At 70.5% G+C, this 26,583-nt stretch carries 22 protein-coding genes; 10 read left to right on the plus strand and 12 right to left on the minus strand.

What is annotated here, in order from left to right; translation table 11 throughout:
* Positions 1–272 precede the first annotated feature (272 nt).
* Positions 273–1,865, plus strand: coding sequence for a phosphoglycerate dehydrogenase (gene serA, locus MOX02_RS00005; protein WP_147023647.1), 1,593 nt, complete (start codon positions 273–275; stop codon positions 1,863–1,865).
* A gap of 105 nt (positions 1,866–1,970) precedes the next feature.
* Here the strand turns inward: serA and MOX02_RS00010 are convergent, their stop codons facing one another.
* The 5 genes from MOX02_RS00010 to tesB all read right to left on the minus strand — a co-directional run bounded on the left by MOX02_RS00010 (position 1,971) and on the right by tesB (position 8,025).
* Positions 1,971–2,927 carry a TorF family putative porin gene (locus MOX02_RS00010; protein ID WP_238179982.1) on the minus strand — a complete coding sequence of 319 codons (957 nt, stop codon included), beginning with the start codon at positions 2,925–2,927 and terminating at the stop codon, positions 1,971–1,973.
* A gap of 323 nt (positions 2,928–3,250) precedes the next feature.
* Positions 3,251–4,546, minus strand: a complete 1,296-nt coding sequence (locus tag MOX02_RS00015) for an outer membrane beta-barrel protein (protein ID WP_373866702.1) — start codon at positions 4,544–4,546, stop codon at positions 3,251–3,253.
* A 370-nt stretch (positions 4,547–4,916) separates the two neighbouring features.
* A complete protein-coding gene (locus MOX02_RS00020) occupies positions 4,917–6,419 on the minus strand; it encodes an ammonium transporter (protein WP_147023648.1) in 1,503 nt (500 codons plus the stop codon).
* An 89-nt stretch (positions 6,420–6,508) separates the two neighbouring features.
* On the minus strand, positions 6,509–6,847 hold the full coding sequence (locus MOX02_RS00025; RefSeq protein WP_147023649.1) for a P-II family nitrogen regulator: 339 nt from the start codon (positions 6,845–6,847) through the stop codon (positions 6,509–6,511).
* 308 nt (positions 6,848–7,155) lie between these two features.
* Positions 7,156–8,025: an acyl-CoA thioesterase II gene (gene tesB / locus MOX02_RS00030; protein ID WP_147023650.1), complete on the minus strand. Its 870-nt coding sequence runs from the start codon at positions 8,023–8,025 to the stop codon at positions 7,156–7,158.
* A gap of 116 nt (positions 8,026–8,141) precedes the next feature.
* Between tesB and MOX02_RS00035 the strand changes: the two genes are divergently transcribed.
* Positions 8,142–9,398 carry an FAD-dependent monooxygenase gene (locus MOX02_RS00035; RefSeq protein WP_147023651.1) on the plus strand — a complete coding sequence of 419 codons (1,257 nt, stop codon included), beginning with the start codon at positions 8,142–8,144 and terminating at the stop codon, positions 9,396–9,398.
* Between the two features lie 19 nt (positions 9,399–9,417).
* Here the strand turns inward: MOX02_RS00035 and ppa are convergent, their stop codons facing one another.
* Entirely contained in the window at positions 9,418–9,957 is a 540-nt protein-coding gene (gene ppa, locus MOX02_RS00040) for an inorganic diphosphatase (protein ID WP_147023652.1), read from the minus strand.
* Positions 9,958–10,088: 131 nt separating this feature from the next.
* The gene (locus tag MOX02_RS00045) at positions 10,089–10,598 is read right to left on the minus strand and encodes a GNAT family N-acetyltransferase (protein ID WP_147023653.1); all 510 of its coding nucleotides are present in this window, start codon (positions 10,596–10,598) and stop codon (positions 10,089–10,091) included.
* A 203-nt stretch (positions 10,599–10,801) separates the two neighbouring features.
* Between MOX02_RS00045 and MOX02_RS00050 the strand changes: the two genes are divergently transcribed.
* Positions 10,802–11,527 (plus strand): tyrosine-protein phosphatase, encoded by a 726-nt coding sequence (locus MOX02_RS00050; protein WP_147023654.1) that lies wholly within the window; start codon positions 10,802–10,804, stop codon positions 11,525–11,527.
* Between the two features lie 3 nt (positions 11,528–11,530).
* Here the strand turns inward: MOX02_RS00050 and MOX02_RS00055 are convergent, their stop codons facing one another.
* Together MOX02_RS00055 and MOX02_RS00060 are read right to left on the minus strand one after the other, a co-directional pair.
* Positions 11,531–12,388, minus strand: a complete 858-nt coding sequence (locus MOX02_RS00055; RefSeq protein ID WP_147023655.1) for a prephenate dehydratase — start codon at positions 12,386–12,388, stop codon at positions 11,531–11,533.
* 7 nt (positions 12,389–12,395) lie between these two features.
* Positions 12,396–13,139: a 3-deoxy-manno-octulosonate cytidylyltransferase gene (locus MOX02_RS00060; protein ID WP_147023656.1), complete on the minus strand. Its 744-nt coding sequence runs from the start codon at positions 13,137–13,139 to the stop codon at positions 12,396–12,398.
* Between the two features lie 254 nt (positions 13,140–13,393).
* On the opposite strand from MOX02_RS00060, the gene MOX02_RS00065 reads away from it, so the two are divergent.
* The 7 genes from MOX02_RS00065 (at position 13,394) to MOX02_RS00090 (ending at position 20,660) form a co-directional block, all read left to right on the plus strand.
* Positions 13,394–14,338 (plus strand): c-type cytochrome, encoded by a 945-nt coding sequence (locus MOX02_RS00065; protein WP_147023657.1) that lies wholly within the window; start codon positions 13,394–13,396, stop codon positions 14,336–14,338.
* A 144-nt stretch (positions 14,339–14,482) separates the two neighbouring features.
* Positions 14,483–14,656 carry a hypothetical protein gene (locus MOX02_RS30910; protein ID WP_170267583.1) on the plus strand — a complete coding sequence of 58 codons (174 nt, stop codon included), beginning with the start codon at positions 14,483–14,485 and terminating at the stop codon, positions 14,654–14,656.
* Between the two features lie 118 nt (positions 14,657–14,774).
* Positions 14,775–16,676: an extracellular solute-binding protein gene (locus MOX02_RS00070; protein ID WP_147023658.1), complete on the plus strand. Its 1,902-nt coding sequence runs from the start codon at positions 14,775–14,777 to the stop codon at positions 16,674–16,676.
* On the plus strand, positions 16,673–18,535 hold the full coding sequence (locus tag MOX02_RS00075; RefSeq protein WP_147023659.1) for an extracellular solute-binding protein: 1,863 nt from the start codon (positions 16,673–16,675) through the stop codon (positions 18,533–18,535). The genes MOX02_RS00070 and MOX02_RS00075 overlap by 4 nt, the downstream gene beginning before the upstream one ends.
* Before the next feature lie 15 nt (positions 18,536–18,550).
* Positions 18,551–19,654, plus strand: coding sequence for a microcin C ABC transporter permease YejB (locus MOX02_RS00080; protein WP_147023660.1), 1,104 nt, complete (start codon positions 18,551–18,553; stop codon positions 19,652–19,654).
* Positions 19,655–19,729: 75 nt separating this feature from the next.
* Positions 19,730–20,227 carry a GNAT family N-acetyltransferase gene (locus MOX02_RS00085; RefSeq protein ID WP_147023661.1) on the plus strand — a complete coding sequence of 166 codons (498 nt, stop codon included), beginning with the start codon at positions 19,730–19,732 and terminating at the stop codon, positions 20,225–20,227.
* A gap of 34 nt (positions 20,228–20,261) precedes the next feature.
* The gene (locus MOX02_RS00090) at positions 20,262–20,660 is read left to right on the plus strand and encodes a DUF6157 family protein (RefSeq protein ID WP_147023662.1); all 399 of its coding nucleotides are present in this window, start codon (positions 20,262–20,264) and stop codon (positions 20,658–20,660) included.
* A 3-nt stretch (positions 20,661–20,663) separates the two neighbouring features.
* Here the strand turns inward: MOX02_RS00090 and MOX02_RS00095 are convergent, their stop codons facing one another.
* The 3 genes from MOX02_RS00095 to MOX02_RS00105 all read right to left on the minus strand — a co-directional run bounded on the left by MOX02_RS00095 (position 20,664) and on the right by MOX02_RS00105 (position 26,580).
* Positions 20,664–22,745: a hypothetical protein gene (locus MOX02_RS00095; RefSeq protein ID WP_147023663.1), complete on the minus strand. Its 2,082-nt coding sequence runs from the start codon at positions 22,743–22,745 to the stop codon at positions 20,664–20,666.
* Between the two features lie 82 nt (positions 22,746–22,827).
* Positions 22,828–25,659, minus strand: coding sequence for a DUF4159 domain-containing protein (locus MOX02_RS00100; protein WP_147023664.1), 2,832 nt, complete (start codon positions 25,657–25,659; stop codon positions 22,828–22,830).
* A 9-nt stretch (positions 25,660–25,668) separates the two neighbouring features.
* Entirely contained in the window at positions 25,669–26,580 is a 912-nt protein-coding gene (locus MOX02_RS00105) for a DUF58 domain-containing protein (protein ID WP_147023665.1), read from the minus strand.
* Positions 26,581–26,583: the final 3 nt, after the last annotated feature.

The following is a 26,583-nucleotide window of genomic DNA, read 5'->3' on the forward strand; positions in this document are numbered from 1 at the left end:
CCCCTGGCTGGACTGGGCCTTCGCCGAGGCCAAGGCGAAGCTGGCGCAGGCCGCGTAGCGCCCACCTCTCTCCTTCGGGGGAGGTCGAGTCCGCGGCGCGCGGACCGGGTGAGCGATCAGGGTGCTCCGGATGGGTCGCCCCCCCTCACCCCAACCCGCTCCCGAACGGGAGAGGGTGCGCGTCGCGCTATCCGCGCCATCCTGAGATCCCGTGCGGCCGGGCTTGATCCCGTCTGGCCGCCGCCCTCCCCATTCCAGAGCAGGAGGCACCCATGCCCGCTCCCAAGGTGCTCATCTCCGACGCGCTGTCGGAGGCCGCCATCCAGATCTTCCGCGATCGCGGCATCGACGTCGATTTCCGTCCCGAACTCGGCAAGGACAAGGAGGCGCTCGCCGCCGTCATCGGCCTGTACGACGGCCTCGCCATCCGCTCGGCCACCAAAGTGACGCCGAAGATCCTGGCCGAGGCGACCCGCCTGCGCGTCGTCGGCCGCGCCGGCATCGGCGTCGACAACGTCGACGTGCCGGCCGCGACCGCCAAGGGCGTTATCGTGATGAACACGCCCTTCGGCAATTCCATCACCACCGCCGAGCACGCCATCGCCATGATGTTCGCGCTGGCCCGCCAGATCCCGCAGGCCGATGCCTCGACGCAAGGGGGCAAGTGGGAGAAGAACCGCTTCATGGGAGTCGAGCTGACCGGCAAGACCCTCGGCGTGATCGGCTGTGGCAATATCGGCGCGATCGTCGCCGACCGCGCCATCGGCCTGAAGCTGAAGGTGATCGCCTACGATCCCTTCCTCTCGCCCGAGCGCGCCCGCGAGATCGGCGTCGAGAAGGTCGAGCTCGACGGCCTTCTCGCGCGGGCCGACATCATCACCCTGCACGTGCCGATGACGGAGAAGACCCGCAACATCCTCTCCGCCGAGGCGCTGGCGCGGACGAAGCCCGGCGTTCGCATCGTCAACTGCGCCCGCGGCGGCCTCGTCGACGAGGTGTCGCTTCGCGCGGCCCTCGATGCCGGTCACGTCGCGGGCGCGGCCTTCGACGTCTTCGTGGAGGAGCCGGCGCGGGAAAACCCGCTCTTCGGCCATCCGAACGTGATCTGCACGCCCCATCTCGGCGCATCCACCAACGAGGCGCAGGAGAACGTGGCGCTGCAGGTCGCTGAGCAGATGTCGGATTACCTCCTCAGCGGCGCGATCACCAACGCCATCAACTTCCCCTCGATCTCGGCCGAGGAGGCGCCGCGGCTGAGGCCGTTCGTCTCGCTCGCCGACAAGCTCGGCTCGTTCCTCGGCCAGCTCACGGACGCGCCGATCAAGGGCATCCGCATCACCTACGAGGGCGAGGTGGCCGGGATGAACACCCGCGCTCTCACCTCGGCGGCGGTCACCGGCGTGCTGCGGCCGTTCCTCGCCGAGATCAACATGGTCTCGGCCCCGGCCATCGCCCGGGAGCGAGGCATCGTGATCGACGAGGTGAAGCGGGCGGGCGGCGACAGCGACTTCGAGTCGGTGGTGCGCATCACGGTCGAGGCCGAGGACATGCCGCGGGACGCCGCCGGCACCGTCTTCCACGACGGCAAGCCGCGGGTGATCGAGATCCGCGGCATCGACATCGACGCCGCCTTCGCGCCGCACATGCTCTACGTGCGCAACCACGACAAGCCGGGCTTCATCGGCCGCTTCGGCAGCCTGCTCGGCGAGGCCGGCGTCAACATCGCGACGTTCAACCTCGGCCGCGAGACCGAGGGCGGCAATGCCATTGCCTTCGTGGCGGTGGACGGGCCGGTCGGCCCCGACGTCCTCGACCAGATCTCCGCGATCCCGCAGGTCAAGCGGGTGCGGGCGGTGAGCTTCTGACGATCGCGCCCTCCCTCGACGGGCGGGCGTGCCGGACCAACAAGGAAGGGCCCCGGAGCGATCCGGGGCCCTTCTCGCTCGCGACGGGTGCGGAAAGCGGGCGGCTTACCGGAAGATGTTGAGGAAGCCGCCGGGCTCGGCGTAGACGCCGGGGTTGGTGGTGGAGGCCTGCCAGCGGATCGAGCCGATCACCGCATCGCCGCACCAGTCGGAGCGGCCGGTGCCGCGCAGGATGCCCTTCGGGTCGGTGGTCAGGTTGAAGCACTGGGTCGGGTTGAGGTCGGTCGTGTGGAAGCGCAGGTCGACCAGGAGGTTCTTGTAGGCCCAGGAGACACCGACATTGCCGTAGTTGTAGCTCGGCAGGTCGAAGGGGATGAAGCCGGTGGCCGAGGTCTTGGCCGCGCCCAGGAAGTAGTGTCCGCCCTCGCCCGAGATCGAGAAGCCGCCCGCGTAGGCTTCGGGCAGGAACGAGAACCACGCGGCGGGCAGGGTGTAGGCGATGGTGCCGGACGCGTAGGTGCCGTTGGTGTGCTGGCCGAGGTAGTTCGGCGCGAAGAAGACGTTGGCGCCGATGGCGAGCTCGGGCGTCGCCTGATAGAGCGCCTTGCCCGCGTACTCGATGAAGTCCGTGTTGCGGGTCGTGAACTGCGTGCCGTTGATGATCAGCGGCGTCTCGCCCGGGTAGTAGTAGTAGATCACGCCGAGGTCGAAGGAGAGCTTGTCGAAGACGGGCCGGATGCCCGCGACGAGATCGAACTCGAAGTCGGGCCGGGTCGGCAGGCGGGTCTGCCAGGTGTAGAAGCCGGCATAGGCGAGGTTGTTGAAGAACTGCGCCTCGAAGAAGCTCTGGTAGCTGTACTGGCGGTCGGACTGCGACACGCCGCGGAAGTTATAGTCCGAGGCGAGCTGCGAGTAGAACGCGAAGCCGATGATCGGATCCGGCGCCTTGGCCTCCGGCGGCATCACCTTCGGCGCGGCCATGTCGGCGGCTTCGGCCTGCCCGAAGCAGAGGAGGGAAGCCAGCGCGGCGGCAGCACCCTTCAGGAAAAGTTTCGACGTCATCTCAGAGCCCAGCCCCTTTTTCTTGATGGGAGGAAGGTGCCGAAATCGCCCGTGCGCCGCAAAACGAGAATTCGAGCAATTGCCTATTTCGTGAGCATTTTCCCTGCTCAAGCAGATTTGAACGCATTATGTGGCACGGGTGCCACATTGTTGCCGCGCATCCGGCGAGTGGAAGCGCTCAAACTGTCCGAAGCTAAAGTTTGCGACGTGCAGAATGTCCTTTCGCAGACGCGACGGGCCCGCGTTCCCAGGAGGGAACGCAGGCCCGAACCGAATCGGAAGTTGTATTTCGGGTAGCCGGAGTCGGACTGACCGCGACCGGATCAGAAGGTGAAGCCGGTCTCGATCATGTAGCGGTCCTGGCCGCTGCGGTTGCCCAGGCGGCCGAAACCGAGGCCCGGGGTGGCGCCGCCCGCGAACAGGTCCCCGCGCTGGAAGTCGACGAGTTCGACGTGCGAGTACTCGCCGCGGATGAAGAACCGATCGAAGGTGAAGGTCGGCGTGATGGTGAAGGAGTAGGCGGAGCTTCCGGCGCCGTACAGGACCGATGTCTGGCCGCCCGGGTTGAAGCGGTTCCCGCTCTGGGTGATGTACTCGAAGCGGCCGGCGAGCGCGAAGTTGTCGGTGATCGCGTAGCTGGCGAGGATCGCGCCGCCGAAGGTCTCGGCTCCGGCGAGTCCGAGCGCGGCGTTGCTGTCGACGTTGGTGTACTGGATGTACGGAGTCACGATCCAGGGGCCGGCCGAGTAGGTGTAGTTCGCGCTGACGATGCTGCTGTTCTGCAGCGCGAGCGGCGTCGCGTACTGGAAGCGCAGGCTGCGCAGGCCCGAGTTGAAGTTCGTGAAGTGCGTCCCACCGTTGATGCCGACCGTGTTGGCGTCGTCGAGCTTGTAGGTGACGGCTCCGGTGATCCAGTTGATCTCGCCCGAGAAGAAGCCGTCCGTGGCGGCGAGCGAGGCCGCCCACGGCCCGCTCGCATAGTTCACCTGCACGCCCTGGTTGATGATGTTCTCCTGGTTGAAAAGCAGGCCGCGCGAGATGTTCAGGTTCTGGAAGGTGAAGGCCAGCTCCGAGCCGATATTCGTCGGCATGCGGCCGCCCTGGACCGACCACTCGTCGTTGATGGCGACCTTGCCGAAGACGACGGGCAGCGGGCCGAACAGGAGGTCGGTCTGGCTCAGCGCGCTGAAGGTCGGGAAGCCGAGGGCCGGGATCGAGTAGAGGCCGGTCTGGATGTAGAATTGGAACGGCCCGTCCGCCTTCTGGATGAACGCCTGCACGTTGCTGAAATCGACCCGGCCGTAGCGGTCGTCCCGCTCCAGGGGCGGCGTATAGAAGGCGCCGAACGGGTTCGAGTAGGTGTAGGCGTAGCCGGTGACGGCGCCACCGACGTAGATGTCGCCGAGGCCGGTGGTGAAGCAGGCCGGGTTCGGGTTCTGCTTGATGACGCCGCCATAGGCCGGGAAGGTGATCGCCGCCTTGCAGGACTCGACGACCGGGGTGGGCGGGGGCGCGGCGGGCATGTCCGCGGCCTGCGCCGGGCTCAGGCAGACTGGGCCGAGGCAGAGCAGCAGGGCGGTCGTGGCCGTGCCGCCCCTGAGCGATAATCTCAGTGTCATGATTTCGAGTCCCGTTGTCGTCTCAACGGTAAAGCTGCCGAAATGGTCGCAGCAGATCAAAATCAAAGTCTAGGCAATTGCTCAGATTAAAGGCAGTACAACATCTTCTACAGAATTGGCGCGGAGATGTTGCGAAACTGCCACTTTTTGTCTGCCGAAGTGCCGGCTGGACGCGACGATCCGATGTGGGGACTCGGTCTGTCAGGTCATCTCGCAGGCGCACATCTTTCTGGCTGGCCAGAGACGGATGGCGGGCGCTCCGACGGCCGCATATCCCCGCTGCGGAATTGGAGAGCGGCGCCATGAGAAAGGCCCCGGCTCGCGAGAGCCGGGGCCTCCTGTCGGGCGGAGTTCCGCCGACGCGCCGCAATCAGTAGTTGTAGGCGCGCTCGCCGTGGTCGGCGATGTCGAGGCCCTCGCGCTCCTCCTCCTGCGTCACCCGCAGGCCGATCGTGACGTCCACGAGCTTGTAGAGGATCGCCGAGCCGATGCCCGACCACAGGAGGGTGAGGCCGACGGCCTTGGCCTGGGTGAGGAGCTGGGCCGTCATGTCGTAGGCACCGGCGACGAGCTCGCCGGGCTTCGTGGTGTAGTCCGGGATGCCGGCGCCGCCGAGATCCGGGCTGACCAGGATGCCGGTGGCGAGCGCGCCCAGGATGCCGCCGATGCAGTGCACGCCGAACACGTCGAGCGAGTCGTCGTAGCCGATGGCGTTCTTCACGGTCGAGCACATCACGAAGCAGAGCGCGCCGGCGACGAGGCCGAGGACGATCGAGCCCATCGGGCCGGCGAAGCCCGCGGCCGGCGTGACGGCGACGAGGCCCGCGATGGCGCCCGACAGCATGCCGAGCAGCGAGGGCTTGCCCTTCACGGCCCACTCGACGAACAGCCAGGAGACGGCCGCTGCGGCGGTGGCGACGAAGGTGTTGATCATCGCGAGCGCGGTGGTGCCGTTGGCCTCGAGGTTCGAGCCGGCGTTGAAGCCGAACCAGCCGACCCAGAGCAGCGAGGCGCCGATCGTCGTCATGGTCAGCGAGTGCGGAGCGAGCAGGTCGCGGCCGTAGCCGATGCGCTTGCCGAGCATCAGGCAGCCGACGAAGCCGGCGATGCCCGCGTTGATGTGCACGACGGTGCCGCCGGCGAAGTCGAGCGCGCCCATCTTGAAGAGCAGGCCGGCATCGGCGTTGACTGCGTCGAGCGCGTCCTGCGCCGCCTTCTTGGTGGCGTCGTCGGTCGCGGCGGCGAGGGCCTTGGCGGCATTGCCGACCGCGTCCGGGCCGCCCCAGTACCAGACCATGTGCGCCATCGGGAAGTAGATGAGCGTGACCCACAGGATGCAGAACACGATCAGCGCCGAGAACTTCATCCGCTCGGCGAAGGCGCCGACGATGAGGCCGGGGGTGATCATCGCGAACGTCATCTGGAAGCAGATGTAGACGTATTCGGGGATCACGACGCCGTTCGAGAAGGTTGCGGCGGTGGTGGTCGGGTCGACGCCCTTCAGGAAGGCCTTCGAGAAGCCGCCGACGAAGTCGTTGAGGCCGCCGCCGTTGGTGAAGGCGAGGCTGTAGCCGAAGAAGACCCAGATCAGGCACACGATGCAGGCGATGGCGAAGACCTGCGTCAGGACCGAGAGCATGTTCTTTGTGCGCACGAGGCCGCCGTAGAACAGGGCTAGGCCCGGGACGGTCATCAGGAGCACGAGGGCGCTGGAGATGAGCATCCAGGCGGTGTCGCCCTTGGCGGGCACCGGCGCGGCGGCCGGGACGGCGGCGGCCTCCGGCGCAGGCGTCTGCGCCAGGGACGGCTCGACGAGGAGGGCTGCGAGCGCCGCCCCTCCCAAGCCGAGCGCGAGGATGTTGCGAAGTTTCATGGACTCGAGACTCCCGATCGCGGTGCGATGCTGTTGTGAAACGGTGTGGTTCGGCGGAGCCGGACGATGGGCCGGCTCAGAGGGCGGCCTCAGAGGGCGTCGGCGTCGGTCTCGCCGGTCCGGATCCGGACGGCCTTCTCGAGAGGCATGACGAAGATCTTGCCGTCGCCGATCTGACCCGTGCGGGCGGCGCCGGCGATCGTGTCGATCACGTTCGCGACGAGGTCGGCCGCGACCGCCACCTCGATCTTGAGCTTCGGCAGGAAGCTCACGGCGTACTCGGCGCCGCGGTAGATCTCCGTGTGACCCTTCTGGCGGCCGTAGCCCTTGACCTCGGTCACTGTCAGGCCGTGCACGCCGATGCCGGTCAAGGCGTCGCGCACCTCCTCCAGCTTGAACGGCTTGATGATGGCCATCACGATTTTCATGGGCGGCGCCCCCTTGTCCGACTGGGACCGGTAGCCGGAGCCGTCTTGATCGCGACGTCTCGGTCCGGGTTGCGCGGGGATCGGGATGACCCCGCGCTCGCCGGCCCTCATTCAAGAGCTATGCCAGCGTCCTGGAGCGCTGGAACCTTTTCGCGAGTCGGGCGCCTGCACAGGAAATGAACGGCGGCTGGCGCCTGGCCGGGCGGCTCGGCGCGAAAAAATGGCGCGTCCTTGTGCAGAACGCGCCTTCTTTCGGCAAAACCGGGCCGCGGGCGGCCGTTTCGTACGGTTCTCGTCGCTCGCCGCCCTCAGGTCTGTGACCGTCGCGGCCGGATCATCCCCTCCTGCGCCACCGAGGCCACGAGCTCGCCCGAGCGGCTGAAGATCTGGCCCCTGGCGAAGCCCCGCGCGCCCTCGGCGGAGGGGCTGTCCTGCGCGTACAGGAGCCACTCGTCGGCCCGGAACGGGCGGTGCAGCCAGAGCGCGTGGTCGAGGCTGGCCGATTGCATGTCCGTGTCGAACACCGTGCGCCCGTGCGCGATCAGGGTCGCGTCGAGGAGCGTCATGTCGGTGGCGTAGGCGAGCACGGCCTGGTGGATCGCCGGGTCGTCCGGCAGGGGCGAGGCCGCCCGGAGCCAGACCTGGCAGCGCGGCTCGCGCGGCTCGCGCACGAGGTAGCGCTTGATCGAGACCGGCTTCAGCTCGATCGGCCGCTCGCGGGCGAAGTAGGCGGCGACCGGGAACGGGATGCCCTCGCCGCCCGCGGCGAGCAGGGCCCGCGTGTCCGGCAGCGTGTCCGGATCGGGCGCCTCCGGCATCCGGGCCTGATGCGCGTAGCCCTCCTCCGCGTCGTGGTAGGAGACCGACATCGCGAAGATCGCGCGCCCGTGCTGAATCGCCTTCACCCGCCGCGTGGTGAAGCTGCGCCCGTCGCGGATGCGCTCGACCTCGTAGATGATCGGCACCTTGGGGTCGCCGCCGAGGAGGAAGTAGGCGTGCAGCGAGTGCGGCGGGCGCGTGCTCGGCACGGTCCGGGTCGCCGCGACCAGCGCCTGGGCCACGACCTGCCCGCCGAACACCCTGGGCCAGCCGATCTGCGGGCTGATGCCGCGGAACAGGTCGACCTCCAGGCGTTCGAGATCGAGGATGTCGAGCAGTTCTGCGACGATTCCGGTCATGGCATCACGTTCGGCTGAAGGGGGCCTTGTGGCCTCGGGCGGCAGGTCATAGCAGGCTTGGGCCCGCCTGGGGCAAGGCCGGGCGCGAAGGCCGGTCAGCGGGAGGCGACGGAGCGATGACGAGTTCGACAGTCCGGCCTGGAGCCCGCCACATCCTCGTGGCCGGTGGCGGCATCCCGGGTCTCGCATTGGCGCTGGCCTTGAAGCAGGCGCACGGGCCGGCCCTCGCGGCGACTTTGTGCGACCCCGCCCTCGCCTCGGGCGGCAGCCGCCAGCGCGGGCGCGCCTACGCGGTCGCGGCGGGCGCGCGCCGCATGCTGGAGCGCCTCGGCGTCTGGGAGCGGCTGACCGGCGCGGCCCAGCCGATCCACGACATGGCGATCAGCGACAGCCGGCTCGCGGACCCGGTTCGCCCCGTCTTCCTCACGTTCGGGCAGGACCGCGAGGGCGAGGATCCTTTCGCGCACATGGTCGAGGCCGAGCCCCTGGTCGAGGCGCTGCTCGCGGGCGCCCGCGAGGCCGGCCTCGTCCTCGACGCGCGCGGCGTCTCGGGAGCGCGGCCGGAGGGGCGCGCCATGCGCGTTACCCTCTCGGACGGGGAGTCCCTCGCGGCGAGCCTCGTCGCGGCGTCGGACGGCGCGCGCTCGCGCCTGCGCGAGGCGGCAGGGATCGGCTGGGTCGGGCGGTCCTACCCGCAGATGGGCATCGTCGCCACGATCGGGCACGCCCGCGACCACGAGGGGCGCGCCTACGAGCACTTCCTGCCGGGCGGGCCCTTCGCGATCCTGCCGCTGACTCGGGGCGGGCGTCTCGGGCACCGCTCCTCGATCGTCTGGACCGAGCGCGCCGCGGACGTCCCGGCCCTGCTCGGGGGCGGCCCGGAGGAGGTGCTCGCCGAGATCGAGCGGCGCTTCACCCTGAACCTCGGTGCGCTGAGCCTGGAAGACGGCCCGAGCGCGCATCCCCTCGCCTTCGGGCTGGCGCGGAGCTACCGGGCGGAGCGCCTCGCGCTCCTCGGCGACGCCGCCCACGTCATCCACCCCATCGCCGGTCAGGGGCTGAACCTCGGCCTCGCCGACGCCGCGGCGCTCGCCGAGGCGGTGAGCGACGCGCTGCGCCTCGGGATGGATCCGGGCGGGGAAGATGTGCTGCGCGCCTACGAGCGCAGCCGCCGCTTCGACGCGCTGGCGATGGCCGCGGCGACTGATGGGCTCAACCGCCTGTTCTCGAACGACGTGCTGCCCGTGCGCCTGATCCGCGATCTCGGCCTCGGTCTCGTCGACCGCAGCCCCGCGCTCAAGCGCTTCTTCATCGGCGAGGCCGCCGGCCTCCGGGGCGAGCAGCCGCGCCTCCTCAGAGGCGAGGCGCTCTGAGCTTCCGGTCGCTCCGGCCTCAGCCTTTCTTGTCTGCCTTGGCCCGCTCAATCCCTTCCAGGATCAGGCGTTGCGCCTCGGCCTTGTCGCCCCAGCGCACGACCTTCACCCACTTGCCGGGCTCGAGGTCCTTGTAGTGCTCGAAGAAGTGCTGGATCTGGCTGAGCGTGATCTCGGGCAGGTCGGTGTAGTTCTCGATACGGTCGTAGCGCATCGTCAGGTGGCGCGAGGGCACCGCGACGATCTTCTCGTCCTCGCCCGCATTGTCCTCCATCACGAGGACGCCGACCGGGCGCACGCTCATGATGGCGCCCGGCGCGATGGCGCGGGTGTTGGCGACGAGCACATCGCAGGGATCGCCGTCGCCCGACAGGGTGTGCGGGATGAAGCCGTAATTCCCCGGATACACCATAGAGGTGTAGAGGAAGCGGTCGACCACGAGCGCGCCCGCGTCCTTGTCCATCTCGTACTTGATCGGCTCGCCGCCGAGCGGGACCTCGATGATGACGTTGACGTCGTGCGGCGGGTTCTTGCCGATCGAGATGGCATCGATGCGCATGGTACCTCGTCTCCCGGAGAGCGGGGCGCGCGAGCCCCGTGCGCCGGTCTCTTAGAGCCGTTGCCCGACAAAGGAAATCAGCCTTCTGGCGGGTCCGCGACGTTTCGGCAGGATCGTTGCCGGCCCGTGCCTCAGCGGAAGAGATAGCCGACCTTGGCGAGGCGTACGCCGGCGATGCGGTCGAGCGTGCGCGGGCCGGCAATGCCCCCGAGCCCCTCGTAGAAGGTCGCCGCCCGTTCGTTCTCCTCCAGGGACCAGACGCCGACGCGGGGAAGGCCGTGGTCGCCGAGATCGTTGCGCACGGCCCGGAACAGGCGCCGTCCGAGGCCGAGGCCCTGGTATTCCGGGGCGAGATAGAGCTCGTCGATCTCGCCCTCCGCCTTCAGAGCACCGCTGCGGGCGCGGCCGTAGGCGGCGTAGCCGACCACGCCGGCAGGCGTCTCGACCACGGCGATCGGCCGGCCGCGGCGGAGCGCGCCGCGCCACCAGCGGCCGTCGCGCTGCGAGATCAGGCGCTCCAGCGCGATGCCGGGGATGATGCCGCGATAGGCCTCGCGCCAGGCCGCGTCGAACACCGCCGAGAGCGCGGGCGCGTCGGTCTCGCGGGCGCGGCGGATGCTCGTCGTGCTGCGCGTGCTCATGCCCCGGATCCCTTCTCTCAAGCGTCTCGCGTGCTCGTCGCCGGTGGGAAACCCGATTGCCCTGCCTCAGGTTCTGCCCGGATGCCGGCAAAGAGAAGGCAAGCCTGATGCCGGAACCGTACGCACGATTTGCCGCGCTCCGACCGGGCTGGTAGAGCCGGCGACCATCGATCGCAGCCGCCACCGAAGCCGCTCAGCGCCCCGTGTTCAACCGCTTCCGCACCACCGAGGTCCGCAACGCGCGGCGACTCGCCCGCATCGCCCGCTTCGAGCGGCCGATCGCCGGGCCGGGCGCCCGCCTGATGGCCTGGGCGAACATGCTCCTCGTGGACCACGGGGTGTTCCGCCTCGCCTACCTGAATCATCACCGCGTCGGCACGGGCGAGATCTGGCGCTCGGCCCAGCCGAGCCCGCGCGATCTCGCCCGCTTCCACCGCCGGGGCGTGCGCACCATCATCTCGTTGCGGGGTGGGCGCGAGCACGGATCCTGGCCGCTGCAGCGGGAGGCGTGCGAGCGCCACGGGCTCAAGCTCGTCGAGTTCGTGCTGCGGTCCCGCGACGCGCCATCGCGCGAGACGATCTTGGCAGCACGGGACTTCTTCGCAGGGATCGAGTACCCGGCCGTGATGCACTGCAAGTCGGGGGCGGACCGGGCCGGGCTTGCCGCGGCCCTCTACCTGATCCTGCACGAGAACCGGCCGGTGGCCGAGGCGGCCCGCCAGCTCTCCGCCCGGTTCGGCCATTTCCGCTTCGCCAAGACCGGCATCCTCGACGCCTTCTTCGCGCTCTACCTGCGCGAGGGCGAGGCGAAGGGCCTCGACTTCATCACCTGGGTCGAGACCGCCTACGACCCGGCCGCGCTGAGGCGCGACTTCCGGCCGGGCTTCTGGTCGGACGTGCTGGTGGACCGGGTCATCCGGCGGGAGTAGCGCCTACTCCGCGGCGAGCCGCGTGGTCTCCCGGAACGGGTGAGCCGGGTAGGTCCCGATGATCTTGCACTCGCGCGAGAAGTAGCGGAGCTCCTCCAGGGCGCGGGCGAGGCCCGGATCCTCCGGATGGCCGTCGACTTCGGCGTAGAACTGCGTCGCGGTGAACTGGCCCTCGACCATGTAGCTCTCGAGTTTCGACATGTTCACGCCGTTCGTCGCGAAGCCGCCGAGCGCCTTGTAGAGGGCGGCCGGGATGTTGCGCACCCGGAAGATGAAGCTCGTCACGGTCGGCCCCTCCCCCGGCGGGGTGGCCTCGGGCTCGGGCGAGAACACCACGAAGCGGGTGGTGTTGTGGGCCTCGTCCTCGACGTCCCGCGCCAGGATCTCCAGGCCGTAGACCTCCGCAGCGAGAGCGGGCGCGAGGGCCGCCCGCGTCGGGTCGCGGGCCTCCGCGACCTCGCGGGCCGCGCCCGCGGTGTCGCCTGCCACGACCGCCCGCAGGCCGAGGCGCCGGATGATCCGGCGGCACTGGCCGAGGGCGTGGACGTGGCTGTGCACGCTCGTCAGCCCCTCGGCGGAGGCGCCCGGCAGCGCCATCAGCTGGAAGTGGATCGGCAGGAAGTGCTCGGCCACGATGTGGAGCGATGAGGTCGGGATCAGGTGATGGATGTCGGCCACGCGCCCCGCGATCGAGTTCTCGATCGGGATCATGGCGAGCGCGGCGCGCCCCTCCGTCACCGCCGCGAAGGCGTCCTCGAAGGTCGGGCAGGGCAGCGGCGTCCAGTCCGGGTAAGCCTGCGCGCAGAGGATGTGCGAGTTGGCGCCAGGCTCGCCCTGGTAGGAGATGGTGCGGTTCGTCATCGCTTCGTCAGTGCAGGCGGCGGGCGCCCATCAGGGCGCGGGCGCGTTCCAAATCGTGCGGCGTGTCGACGCCGAGAGGCAGGTCGTCGACGACGACCGCGTCGATGCGCATCCCGGCCTCGAGCGCCCGAAGCTGTTCCAGCCTCTCGCGGGTCTCCAGGTGGCCGGGCGGCAGGGACATGAAGCGGGCGAGTGCCGCGCGGCGATACGCGTAGAGCCCGATATGGTGATAGAGCGACCCCTCCCCCCACGGGGCGCGGGCCCGGGTGAAGTAGAGGGCGCGCAGCCGGTTCGGCCCGACCGGATGGCCGACGAGCTTGACCACGTTCGGGTCCGTCGCCTCGTCGGCCCGGGTGATCACGGCGCACAGCGTAGCGATGTCGACGGCCCGGTCGGCGAGCGGGGTGACCGCCGCGCCGATGGCCCGCGGGTCGATCGTCGGCAGGTCCCCCTGCACGTTCACGACGACGTCGTGGTGGCCTTCGGGATCGACGGTCTCCAGCGCCTCGGCGAGCCGGTCGGAGCCCGATGGGTGGTCGGCCCGCGTCATCGTGGCGAGCCCGCCGACCGCCTCGATGGCGGCGGCGATCTCCGGCGCGTCGGTGGCCACCACGACGGGGCCGATCCCGGCCTCCATGGCGCGCCGCCAGACATGGACGATCATGGGCTCGCCCGCGATGTCGGCGAGCGGCTTGTTCGGCAGCCGCGTCGCGGCGAGCCGCGCGGGGATCAGGACGAGGGGGTCGGACATGCTGTCAACAGGCTTCGGCGCGCGAGCGGCGGTGCTTAACAGGCGGCAAGCGTGTTGTCATGACGAGGAAATAGGGGAACGGCCGCCGCGTCCTGTCGGGTCTGCGACCTTGCCGACGCCGAATCCGCCATTGTCAAGATCGGGGCAGAGCGGCTAGAGCACCCTCGAAAACTTCCAATGTCCGGCGCCTCCCCCGCCGGTCGCAATCTTGTGCCGCGGGGGCGCACCCCGGTGGCGCGCCGGAGTTGTCGAGAATGGACTCATTCGAGGTGAACAAGGTTGCCGGTGCTGTGCTCGGAGCCTTGCTGTTCGCAATGGGATCGGGGTTCGTCGCCGAGCTGATCTACCATCCGAAGCCCGCGGGTACGGCCGGCTACGAGTTGCCGGAGCCCAAGGAGGAGTCCGCCGCGGCGCCGGCCGCCAAGGCCGAGCCCGTCGCGGTGCGGCTCGCCAGCGCCAATGTCGAGAAGGGCCAGGCCGGCACGAAGGCCTGTGCCTCCTGCCACAGCTTCGAGAAGGGCGGCCCGAACAAGGTCGGCCCCCATCTCTGGGACGTGGTGGAGCGCCAGAAGGCGCACGAACCAGGATTCGACTACTCGGCCAGCCTCAAGGAGAAGGGCGGCACCTGGACCTACGAGGATCTCGACCATTTCCTGGAGAGCCCCAAGGGCTACGCCAAGGGCACCAAGATGGCCTTCGCCGGCATCTCCTCCCCGCAGGAGCGCGCCAACGTGATCGCCTACCTGCGCACGCTCTCGGACAGCCCTAAGCCCCTGCCGGCCGCTGAGAAGGCCGAAGCCAAGCCTGCCGAAGCCAAGCCTGCGGAGGCCAAGCCCGCAGAGGCGAAGCCCGCCGAGGCCGCGCCGGCTCCCGCGAAGGCCGAGGGCGACAAGCCCACCTCCGCCGCCCCCGCCGCCAACAAGGGTTCCGAGGGCAAGGACAGCCCGGCCAAGCCCGCCGACACCAGCACGGCCAAGCCCGTCGGGCCGAAGCCCGCCGGCAGCGTCGAGGGCCACAACGAGGTCGCGCCGCAGCAGGCACCCGAGGCGAGCGGCCCGACGCCGACCGGCAAGGACGCGATCGCTCCGGCCGCCCCGAGCGCGCCGGATGCCAAGGAGCCGCCGGCCAAGGCCGATCCCGCCGCGGAGAAGAAGGCGCAGGATGTGGATGTCGGCGGGGAGAAGCCTGCCCAGCAGTGAGCCGCGGCGAGCCTGTGCGGATGAGAGGAGGCCGGGCCGAATGCCCGGCCTTTCTCATTCGGGCTGCCGGATCCGGCCCTTTCCCGGTCGGTGCGCTTCACCCAGGTAAATGCGGCTCGCCGGTCTTCTGGCCAGAAGGTCAGGATGCACAAGCTTCCGCGCCCGGCTCGGATCGATTTCACGTTCCAGGCCCGCACCGACCGCTGCCTCGCGCTCACACGCCTCGCGGTCGAAACGAGCCGAGCCCGGATCGAGGAATCGCTCAGGCTCCTGCGCGGCGCGCCGGAGGAGAAGAAGCCGGAACCGCCGGCCGATTGAAGCCGGGGGCGCCCTGCGCCGACGCGCCGGCTTGGCGCGCGCCGCCCGTCCGTCCTAGAACGTCGCCCGGCCCCGCGCCCGGATCTCGTCCGGGCGCCCACCGGGAGATCGCCTCACCGTGACAGCGCACGCCCTGATCGGACGCCTCTTCGCCGCGACGCTCTGCGTCGCCCTCTCGGGGCTTCCGGCAGGGGCGGCGTCCGAGCCGGCGCCCGCCGCGTCCGTCACCGCGCCCTCGGGCGAGTGGGCGCACGCCGTCACCCTGATGGGCGCGCCGAAATACGGGCCGGACTTCAAGCATTTCGATTACGCGCGGCCCGACGCGCCGAAGGGCGGCCTCGTCCGCCTCGGCGCGCAGGGCGGCTTCGACAATTTCAACAGCATCGTGTCGGGCCTCAAGGGCGACCTCGAGGGCGGGATCCTGCTCATCTACGATACGCTGATGACGGAATCCCTCGACGAGCCCTTCACGTCCTACGGGCTCCTCGCCGAGGCGGTGCGGATCGCGCCCGATCTCTCCTCGGTCTCCTACCGCCTGCGGGAGGGCGCCCGCTGGCACGACGGCCAGCCGGTCACCGTCGACGACGTGATCTGGTCCTTCGGCATCCTGAAGGACAACAGCCCCTTCTACGCCGCCTATTACCACAACGTGACGAAGGCCGAGCGCACCGGCGAGCGCGAGGTGACCTTCTCGTTCAGCGAGACCGGTAACCGCGAACTGCCCCAGGTGATCGGTCAGCTCCGCGTGCTGCCGAAGCACTGGTGGACGGGGCGCAACGCCGAGGGCAAGGCGCGAAACCCCACCGAGACCACCCTGGAGATCCCCCTCGGCTCCGGCCCCTACCGCCTGGCGCGGTTCGATCCTGGCCGCAGCGCCACCTACGAGCGGGTGCCCGACTACTGGGGCAAGGATCTGCCCGTGAACGCCGGCCGCAACAATTTCGGCACGCTGCGCAACGAGTACTTCCGCGACTCGACCGTGCTGGTCGAGGCGCTGAAGGGCGACCTCTACGATTTCCGCAGCGAGAACATCGCCCGCAACTGGGCGACCGCCTACGACGAGTTCCCGGCCGTGAAGGAGGGCCGCCTCGTCAAGGAGGAGTTCCCAGACCGCGGCACCGGCATCATGCAGGCCTTCGTGTTCAACCTGCGCAAGGACAAATTCAAGGACGAGCGGGTGCGGCGCGCCTTCAACCTCGCCATGAATTTCGAGGAGATGAACCGGGCCCTGTTCTTCGGGCTCTACAAGCGGATCGACTCCTACTTCTTCGGCTCCGAACTCGCCTCCTCCGGCCTGCCCGAGGGTGAGGAGAAGGCGATCCTGGAGAGCGTTCGGGACAAGATCCCCGCCTCCGTCTTCACGACGCCCTACAAGAACCCGGTCAACGACGGCCCCGACGGGGTGCGGGCCAACCTGCGCGAGGCGGTCAAGCTCCTGCGCGAGGCCGGCTACGAGTTGCGCGGCGGCAAGATGGTGAACGCCAAGACCGGCGAGCCCCTCACCGTGGAGTTCCTTGAATTCCAGAACGTCTTCGAGCGGGTGATCCTGCCCTTCGCCGCGCAGCTCCGGCTGATCGGCATCGATTCGACCCTGCGCGTGATCGACCAGGCGCAGTACCAGAACCGGATGCGCGCCTTCGAGTTCGACATCACGACGAGTTCGTGGCCCGAGTCGCTCTCGCCGGGCAACGAGCAGCGGGAGTACTGGGGCTCGGCCGCCGCGGACAAGCCGGGTGCCCGCAACATCGCCGGCATCAAGGATCCCGGCATCGACGCGCTGGTCGAGAAGGTGATCTTCGCCAAGGACCGGCCCGGCGTCGTCGCGGCGACCCGCGCCCTCGACAGGGTCCTGCTCGCCCACAACTTCGTGGTGCCGCAATGGGCCTCGGGCGTCTCCCGGACCTTGCGTTGGAACCGCTTCAGCCGGCCCGACCTCCTGCCCCGCTACGGGGGTTCGGGCTTTCCGACGACGTGGTGGTACGACGAGACGCTCGCCGCCAGGACGGGAGCGCCCCGTTGAGCCCCGCTCCCACACGGCGCAGCCTCGTCATCGGCGTCGGCGCGCTCGCGGGCGCGGCCTGCCTGCCCCGGCCCGGACGGGCGGAGGCGTCCCGCGGCGTGCACGGCCTGTCGAGCTTCGGCGACCTGAGATATCCGGCCGATTTCCAGAACTTCGATTACGTGAACCCGGCCGCGCCGCACGGCGGCCGGTTCTCGGCGCAGATCTCCGCCACCTTCGGCAACCAGAACGGCAATACGTTCAATACGCTGAATGTCTACGTGCTGCGCGGCGACGGTGCGGCGGGGATGAACCTCACCTTCGACAGCCTGATGGTGCGGGCGCTCGACGAGCCGGACGCCATCTACGGACTCGTCGCCCGCGCGGTCGAGGTGAGCGAGGACGGGCTCACCTACACGTTCCGCCTGCGACCGCAGGCCCGCTTCCACGACGGCTCGCGGCTGACGGCGCGGGACGTCGCGACCTCCCTGAAGCTGCTGCGGGAGAAGGGCCACCCGGAGATCTCGCAGGTCATCCGCGACATGACGGATGCGACCGCCCCGGACGAGGGTACCGTGGTCGTCACCTTCGCGCCCGGTCGCAGCCGCGACCTGCCGCTCATCGTGGCGCAGCTGCCGATCTTCTCGGCGAGCTACTACGAGACGCGCGATTTCGAGGCCGCGACGCTCGAGCCGCCCCTCGGCTCGGGCCCCTACCAGGTCGGTCGCCTCGACGTCGGCCGTTTCATCGAGCTGGAGCGGGTGCGCGACTACTGGGCGGCGGACCTCCCCGTGAACGTCGGCCAGCACAACTTCGACTCGATCCGCTACGAGTACTTCCGCGATCGGCAGGTGGCCTTCGAGGCGTTCAAGAGCGGCGCCTTCACCTACCGCGAGGAGTTCACCGCCCGCGTCTGGGCAACGGGCTACGACTTCCCGGCCGTCAAGGAAGGGCGCGTCGTGAAGACGACGGTGGCCGACGCGACGCCCTCGGGCACCCAGGGCTGGTGGATCAACACCCGCCGCGAGGCGTTCCGCGACCCGCGAGTCCGTGAGGCGATCGGCCTTTGCTTCGACTTCGAGTGGACCAACCGCAACTTGATGTACGGCGCCTATACGCGCACGGCCTCCTACTTCGAGAACTCCGATCTCAAGGCGACGGGCCGACCCTCCGCCGAGGAACTCGCCCTTCTTGACCCGCTGCGCGAGGGGCTGCCGGCGGAGGTGTTCGACGAGGCCTGGACGCCCCCGGTCTCCGACGGATCGGGTCAGGACCGGGCGCTCCTCAGCCGCGCCGTCGCCCTGTTGCGCGAGGCCGGCTGCACCCGCGAGGGCGGCACGATCCGGCTCCCCGGCGGCAAGCCGATCGAGATCGAGTTCCTCGACACCGATCCGGCGCTGGAGCCGCACACCCATCCGTTCATCCGCAATCTCGGGCTGATCGGCATCAAGGGCACGATCCGGCAGGTCGACCCCTCGCAGTATCAGGCCCGCCTCAACGACTTCGCGTTCGACCTGACCTCGCGCCGCTTCACCAACGGCGTGACGCCGGGTGCGGAACTGCGCCAAGCTTACGGGTCGCGCGCCGCGGGTACCCCGGGCTCCAACAATCTCGCCGGCATCGAGAGCCCGGCCATCGACGCGCTGCTCGACAAGGTGGCGAACGCGGCCTCCCGCCAAGAGCTGACCACAGCCTGCCGGGCCCTGGACCGGGTGCTGCGCGCCGGCCGCTACTGGGTGCCGATGTGGTACTCCGGCAGCCATCGCCTCGCGGTCTGGGACGTCTACGGGCGTCCCGCCGCGGGCCCGAAATTCGGGCTCGGGGTGCCCGCGGTCTGGTGGTTCGACGCCGACAGGGCGCGCCGGATCGGCCGCAACTGAGAGCGGAGGGGACCCGTGCTCGCCTACATCCTGCGCCGCATCGCCCTGATGATCCCGACCCTGTTCGGGATCATGCTGATCACCTTCGCCATCGTGCAGTTCGCCCCCGGCGGTCCGGTCGAGCGCGTGCTCGCCCAGCTCCAGGGACAGGGCGACGGTTCGCTCTCGCGGGTGACGGGCGGCGCGGGCGATCTCGGCGGGGGCATGTCGGGCAACCGCGGCGGCGAGACGAGCTCGAAGTACCGCGGCGCGCAGGGGCTGAGCCCCGAGTTCATCGCGAAGCTCGAGCAGCAGTTCGGCTTCGACCGGCCGGCCCCGGAGCGCTTCGCCAAGATGATCTGGGACTACGTCCGATTCGATTTCGGGCGCAGCTACTTCCGCGACGTCAGTGTCCTGCAGTTGATCAGGGAGCGCCTGCCGGTCTCGATCTCGCTCGGCTTGTGGATGACGCTCCTGTCCTATGCGATCTCCATCCCGCTCGGCATCCGCAAAGCTGTGAAGGACGGCTCCCGCTTCGATCTCTGGACCTCCTTCGTCGTCATCATCGGCTACGCGATTCCCGGCTTCCTGTTCGGGCTGATGCTCATCATCCTGTTCGCGGGCGGCTCCTTCCTGCAGATCTTCCCGCTCCGGGGCCTCACCAGCGAGGGCTGGGAGAGCTTCACCTGGAGCCAGAAGATCGCCGACTACGCGTGGCACATGGTGCTGCCGCTGACCGCGCTCGTGATCGGCGCCTTCGCCACCGCGACGCTTCTGACCAAGAACTCGTTCCTCGACGAGATCCGCAAGCAGTACGTGCTCACCGCGCGCATGAAGGGCCTGAGCGAGCGCAGCGTCCTCTACGGCCACGTCTTCCGCAACGCGATGCTGATCGTTGTGGCGGGTTTCCCCGGAGCCTTCATCTCGGCCTTCTTCACGGGCTCGCTCCTGATCGAGACGATCTTCAGCCTCGACGGACTCGGGCTGCTCTCGTTCCAGTCGATCGTCGGACGCGACTACCCTGTGGTCTTCGCGACCCTGTACATCTTCTCGCTGCTGGGGTTGGCGGTGAACCTGCTGTCGGACCTGATCTACGTCTGGATCGACCCGCGCATCGATTTCGCCGCTCGGGGGACGTGAGCGGCCGCTTCGGGTCCGATTGCGGCTCCGCGCCCGCGCTGCTATCCGGCGCGACGCCTCATCTCGGAAGCGCGCGTGTCTCCCCTCTCTCTCGTCATCCGGCCCGAGCACCCCGACGACGGGCCGGCCATCGAGCGCCTGCACGCCCGTGCCTTCGGGCCGGGCCGCTTCGCGCGCACCGCCTACCGTCTGCGCGAGGGCGTGACGCACCGGGCGGAGCTGAGCTTCACGGCCCTCGTCGGCACCTTCCTGGTCGGGTCCGTGCGCGTCGGTCCGGCCCGGGCCGGGGAGGCGCCGATCCTCGTGCTCGGGCCCCTCACCGTCGATCCGAGCTTCGGCAATCGCGGCGTCGGCGCGGCGCTGATGGAGGCGAGCCTCGGAGCGGCACGGGAGGCCGGGCACGGCCTCGTCATCCTGGTCGGCGACGCGCCCTATTACCGCCGTTTCGGATTCGCACCCGTGCCGCCGGGACGTCTCGTGCTGCCGGGACCGGTCGATCCGGCGCGCTTCCTCTGGCTGGAGCTTGCCGAGGGCACCTGCGAGCGGACGCAGGGGCCGGTCTCCGGCCGCTGAGCGCGGGCGGGAGGTACCGGCCGCGGGAGGGCCGATGAACACGAACTACGCTGACACCTTCATCCTCGCCTCGGCGGACAGCACGGCGGAACGCGGCCTCGTGCCGGGCAGGGCCGGCTCCGTGGCGCAGATCCAGCACGCCCTCCTTGTCGGCGACCCCTACGGGCTGACGAGCGACGATCTGCTGTTCGAGGTCCATGCGCGCCGACGCGGTCTCGCCGAAGCCGAGCGGGGCGCGGAGCGCGCGGCCTTCTTCGGCAGGCCGCAGGCGTGCCTGCGGGCCTCCCCGCTGGTGAAGCGCTACGGCTGGGGCTTGCACCACGACGCGGCGGGCCTCGTCGCGGCCTACGGAGTCGAGACGGAGGCCTACCGGACGCTTGCCGCGCGCGGCGACCTCAGGATCGTGCCGGGAATGCGCAGCCGGCGCGCGTGAACATCACGCAACCCGGCCGCGGCGTCCCTCCACGAGCCACATCGCCAGCAGCGCCGCGCCGAGGGCGGCGAGTGCCCACAGGCCCAGCGCCAAGGGGTAGACCTCGACGCCGCGGATGATGGCGCTGTCGCTCGGGCGGAAGCCAATCCAGTCGCCGCCGCTGAGCCGGCCGCTGCGCACGCTCTGCAGCCGCGGCACGCTGATGCCGCCCGCATCCGCCACGCGCCGGATCGAGCCGCCGGTCGCCTCGGCCAGCGCGCGCATCCGGTCGGTGTCGCTGAACACGTCCGTGAGCTCGCGCGGGTTGGCCGGGCCGACGCTCACGAAGGCGACGAGGCTCCCCGAGCGGAGCGTGTGCAGGCCGAGCTCCGTCGCCTCGAAGGTCGCCGAGAACAGGCCGGGCTGGGCTTCCGTGAGCGTCAGCGTCCGCTCCTGCCCGGTCGGGCCGGTGACGGTGACGGGCTCCGCGGTGTCGGCCATGGTCTGGCGCTCGACGCGGACCTCGCGACCCCGGCCCGTGGTCTGCGCCCGCAGGGCCTCCTCCTCGAGCGCCGGCTCCTTCATCAGCCAGTGGCCCAGGCGGCGCAGCAGGTCGAGGTGCGGGCCGCCCTCCTGGTAGCCGCGAGCCCAGAGCCAGGCGTGGTCGGACAGGAGAAGCGCGACGCGGCCTTTCTCCTCGCGGGAGAGCGCGAGCAATGGGAGGTTGTTGGCGCCCGACATGATCGGCTGCACGCCGGGACGGGTCTGTGCGGCCACGATGCGCAGCCAGTCGCCCCAAGCCGGCGGGCTCGCCTGCGAGCCCGGAAGCGCCCGGGTGACGGGGTGGCGCGCGCCGGTCTGCGTCAGCGCCGCCTTGTAGGGCTGCTCGACCACCCGACCGTTCGGGTCACCCGGCAGGATCGAGGAGAGCCGCGTGCGGGCGAGACTCGCCGAGGAGGCGAATTCCGGCCCCGCCGCGATGAGCAGCGCCCCGCCCTCCTGCACGTAGCGGACGATGTTGTCGAAATAGGCGGAGGGCAGCACGCTCTGATTCGCGTACCGGTCGAAGATGATCAGGTCGAAGTCCTTGATCTTCTGGACGAACAGCTCGCGCGTCGGGAAGGCGATCAGGGAGAGTTCGGAGATCGGCGTGCCGTCCTGCTTCTCGGGCGGGCGCAGGATGGTGAAGTGGACGAGATCGACGTTGGCGTCGGACTTCAGGAGGTTGCGCCACGTCCGTTCCCCCTGGTGCGGCTCGCCCGAGACGAGGAGGACCCGCAGCTTCTCGCGAATGCCCTCGATCGGCAGCACGGCGCGATTGTTCACCGTGGTGAGTTCGGCGGGCAGCGGCTCCACCTCGATCTCGACCACGTTCGGGCCGCCGTGCTCGATCTTCGTCGTCAGGGCGAAGGGCTTGCCCGTCGGCACGCTGCGCCGGCCGATCTGCTCGCCGTCGCGGCGGACGGTGACGACAGCGTTGCCGGTGCCGCCGCGCTCCATCACTTCGGCCCGGATCGTCAGGTCCTTCCCGACGATCCCGAAGCGGGGCGCCTCCAGAAGCTTGATCTGGCGGTCGCGCTCGTCCGGATGGCCGGTGACGAGGACGTGGAGCGGCGCCTTGAGGCCGAGGGCGGCGGCCGAGGCGGGGATGTCGTGGACGACGCCGTCCGTGAGCATCACCACGCCCGCGAGCCGTTCGGGCGGCACGTCGGCGAGGGATTGCGAGAGCGCGGCGAAGAGCTGCGTGCCGCCGTCGCCGTCGCGGGAATCGGGCACGTCGATGAAGCGGGGCTCGATGTTGGTGAGCGCGCCGAAGCGGCGCTGCAGCTCGGCCCGGACCTGATCGGTCATGGCCGGCCGGTCGCCGAGGGATTGCGAACCCGAGCGGTCGACCACGATCGCGGCGACGTCCTTCACCGGCTCCCGGTCCTCGCGCACGAGGGACGGGTTGGCGATGGCGCCGAGCACGAGGAGCAGCACGAGGGCCCGCAGGAACGCCGTGCGCCCGCGCGCCACGAAGGCGAGGACGCAGAACAGCAGGGCGAGAACCCCGAACCCGATCAGGATCGGCCAGGGAACGAGGGGCGTGAAGCTGAGGCTCAGCATGAGGTGATGTCCCCGAAGCCGGCCGCCGGGCCCGTGCGCAGACGGGCGGGCAGTTGGCGCCGCAGCACTGTCTTCCGGGTCCTCACTGTCCGAGCCGCTCCAGCAGGGCTGGAACGTGGACCTGATCCGCCTTGTAGTTGCCGGTCAGTGTGTACATCACGATGTTGATGCCGCCGCGGAAGGCCATCTCGCGCTGACGCTGGTCGCCGCCGACGACCGGGTAGAGCGCTTCGCCCCGGCGGCCCACCGCCCAGGCCGCCGCGAGGTCGTTGCCCGTGATGATGATGGGGCTGACCCCGTCGCCGGCCCGGGCCGGGCGGCGCTCGGCGCCCTCGCCCGCCGGCGGCAGCGCCTCGACCCAGGTCTGGCCGGTGGCGTAGCGGCCGGGGAAGGTCTCGACGAGGTAGAAGGCCTTCGTGAGCACGTGGTCGATCGGCACGGGCTCCAGCTCCGGCACCTCCAGCGTCGCCAGCATCTTGCGCAGGTAGGCCGACTCCGGGCTCGGGCCGGCGCCGGGCCGGCTCGTCAGGGCGTCGCGGGTGTCGAACAGGACCGTGCCGCCGTTCCGCATGAAGGCGTCGATGCGGCGGATCGCGGTCTCGCTCGGCTGCGGGCGGCTCGGCGCGATCGGCCAGTAGATCAGCGGGTAGAAGGAGAGCTCGTCCCTGGCCGGGTCGAGGCCGGCCGGCTCGCCGGGCTCCAGCGCCGTGCGCGAGGCCAGCATCTGGGTGAGGCCCGAGAGGCCGGCCCGGCTCGCCTCGTCCACCGCCGCGTCGCCCGTGATCACGTAGGCGAGCCGCGTGACGAGGGCCGATTCGAAGCCGTTCGGGCGGTTGGCGGGCGGCTCCTCTGCCCGAGTGGGCAGCGGGCCCGCGAGCGCTAGGACGGCGAGCCCGGCGAGCAGCAGCGCGGTCGAACGGCCGCCGACCCGTCCGAGCAGGCCGCCGGTCGACCGGCTCAGGAAGCCGCCGAGCCAGAGGCCGGCGAGCGTGTCGAGGACGAGGAGCATCAGGACAAGGGTGAAGAGATGGGCGCGCAGGTCAAGGGTCTCGGCCCCGGCCAGCGACCCGACCCGGGCGCCCTGCAGACTCGCGAGGTCGAGAGGCTTCAGGCGGTCGTCCGGCCGGAGCGCGTTCACCGCGATCCCCCCGTCCGCCGGTCCGTAGAAGCCGGGCGGGTGATCGTGCGTCGCCCGGTCCCCATAATCGGCCGAGACGGCCCGCGACGAGGCGGGCGGGCTGCCGAGCGCCCCGAACCCGTCGAGGGTCAGGCGCGGGGCCAGCACGGCCGCGGCCGGCCGCGGGCCGCCTTCGGCGGTGGGCGCCGCGGCGCTGCCCGCGAGGCCGACCACGCGGCGCAGCATGTCGATGAAGAGGCCGGAGAGCGGCAGGTTCGACCAGGTGGTGTCGGCTGTGACGTGGAACAGCACCACGAGGCCCTGCCCCCGCTTCTCTGCGGTAACGATCGGCGTGCCGTCCTGCAGCGAGGCCCAGGTGCGGCTCGGCAGGTCGCCGTCGGGCTCGGCCAGGATCTGACGGCGAACGCCGATATCGGCGGGTGGCGCGAGGCCCGCGAACGGGCTCTCGGGCGCGAACGGCGCCAGGGTCTTCGGGCTGTCCCAGGAGAGCGTGCCGCCCAACGTCCGGCCGCCACGGCGCAGTCGTACCGGCACGAGGGGATCGTTGCCCGCCGCGAGCCGCGGTCCGGCGAAGCGCAGAAGCAGGCCGCCGGCATCCACGAATTTCGAGACTCGGGCGAGCGTGCCCTCATCGAGGGCGCCGACATCGGCGAGGACCAGCACGGACACCTGGTTGTCGAGCATCTGGCCGATCGATTCGGCGGTGCCCTTGGCTCCCCGCGGCTCCTGCACGTCCGCGAAGGGGGAGAGGGCCTTGGCGAGATAGTAGGTCGGGGCGAGAAGCGGCTGGGCCTGATCGGCGGTGCCGCCGAAGACGAGGCCGACCCGGCGGCGCTTGCCGCGCTCGTCCATCAGGGTGACGGCGCCGGCCGAGCGCTCGCCGGCGATCTCGAGTCGCGCGATGGCGTTGCGCAGTTCCACCGGCAGGTCGAACACGATCTCGGCCTCGGTGGCGCCGGCCGCGAAGGCGAAGTCGTGCTCGGCGAGCGGCAGTCCCTTCTGGTCGAGCGCCCGGACGAGGCCGGTGTCGCGGCCGTTCGGTGCGGCCCGGAGGGCGTGGGCGACGAGGCGCCCGCCGCCCTCGGATCCCGTGAGGGCGAGGGCCGGCGGCTGGTCGGCCTTGAGGATCGTCAGGGCCACCCCGTGCTTCGTCGCCAGAGCTTCCAGCTCCGGCGCGAAGCGGGCCTCGCCCGCTCCTGTCACGTCGTCAGAGATCCAGACGATGCCGGCGCCGGGCGTCCTCTCCAGGAAGGTGCCGATCGCCGGCAGATGAGCCCCGCGATCCGCGAGGTGCGGGCGCGGCGCCACCGCGCGCAGGCGTTCCAGCGCCGCGGCCGGGGTCCGCGCCTCGGTCGCCGCCGCCGGATCGGCGAGGCTGAGGATCGCCACGGGACGCCCGTCGCGGGCCGCGCCCTCGACCGCGTCGGTGGCGACGCGCTGTCGCTCACGCCAGTCATGGGCCGCCGCGAAGCCGTTGTCGATCATCACGAGGAGCGGCGTGCGCCCTCCCCCCGCCCCGACGCCCGCCGGGTTCCAGACGGGACCGGCGACCGCAAGGATGAGCGCGGCGGCCGCCAGCATCCGCAGGATCAGCAGCCACGGCGGCGTACGGGCCGGCGTCTCGCGCCGGGGCAGCAGGTCGGCGGCGATCCGCAGCGGCGGAAAGTCGATGCGGCGGGCGCGCGGCGGCGTCACCCGCAGCAGGAACCACAGCGCCGGCAGAGCGATGAGGGCGGCGAGCGCGAGGGGCGCGGCGAAGGTGAGCGGTCCGAGCATGCGCCCTCCTCAGCCGGCGCCGCGGGCGGCGACGAGGGTGACGAGGCGCAGGGCCGCCTCGCTCGCGGGCCGATCGGTGCGGTGGAGCGTGAGCGTCCAGCCGAGGTCGCGCGCGAGGCCGAGCAGGCCGGCGCGATGGGCCTCGATGCGCTCGCGGTAGGCTTCGCCCCAGGCCGCTGCGTCGCCGATGTCGAGGCTGATCCCGGCCTCAAGGTCCTGGAGCACGGCCTGGCCGGCGAAGGGGAAAGTCTCCTCGACCGGATCGGCGATCAGCACGAGGTGACCGCGCGTGCCGTCCCCGGCGATAGTGCGAACCGCGGCCTCGACCTCTCGGAGCGGCGTCAGGAAGTCGCTGACGAGGATCGCCTCGTCGAAGCGGCCGAGGGCAGCCCGCGGAGGCAGGTCCTGCGCGAGGCCGGCCGCGTCGCCGATGATCGCCTGAGCCATCGTCTCGACGATCCGGCGTGAGGCGTTCGGCCGGGTCAGCCCGAGCAGCCCGACGCGCTCGCCGCCCTCGACGAGGGTGTCGGCCAGCGCGAGACCGAGGACGAGGGCGCGCTCGACCTTCGGGGTCTCGGCGAGGTCCGAGACGAAACCCATCGAGGCGGACCGGTCGATCCAGAGCCAGACGTTGTGGGCGGCCTCCCACTCGCGCTCGCGCACGTAGAGCCGGTCGTCCCGGGCCGAGCGGCGCCAGTCGATCCGGGCCGCGGCCTCGCCGGTCACGAAGGGCCGGAACTGCCAGAAGCTCTCGCCCGGCCCCGCCCGACGCCGCCCGTGCAGGCCGTGGGCCAGCGTCGAGGAGACCCGGCGCGCCTCAAGGACGAGGCGCGGCATCCGCTCGGCCAGCGAGAGCGCGCTCTCGGTCTCGCGCCGCCCGGGGGTGCGCTCGGAGGAGCCCGAGACCCGCGTCGCGACCATCCG

The organism is Methylobacterium oxalidis (assembly GCF_007992195.1).
Taxonomy (GTDB): domain Bacteria; phylum Pseudomonadota; class Alphaproteobacteria; order Rhizobiales; family Beijerinckiaceae; genus Methylobacterium; species Methylobacterium oxalidis.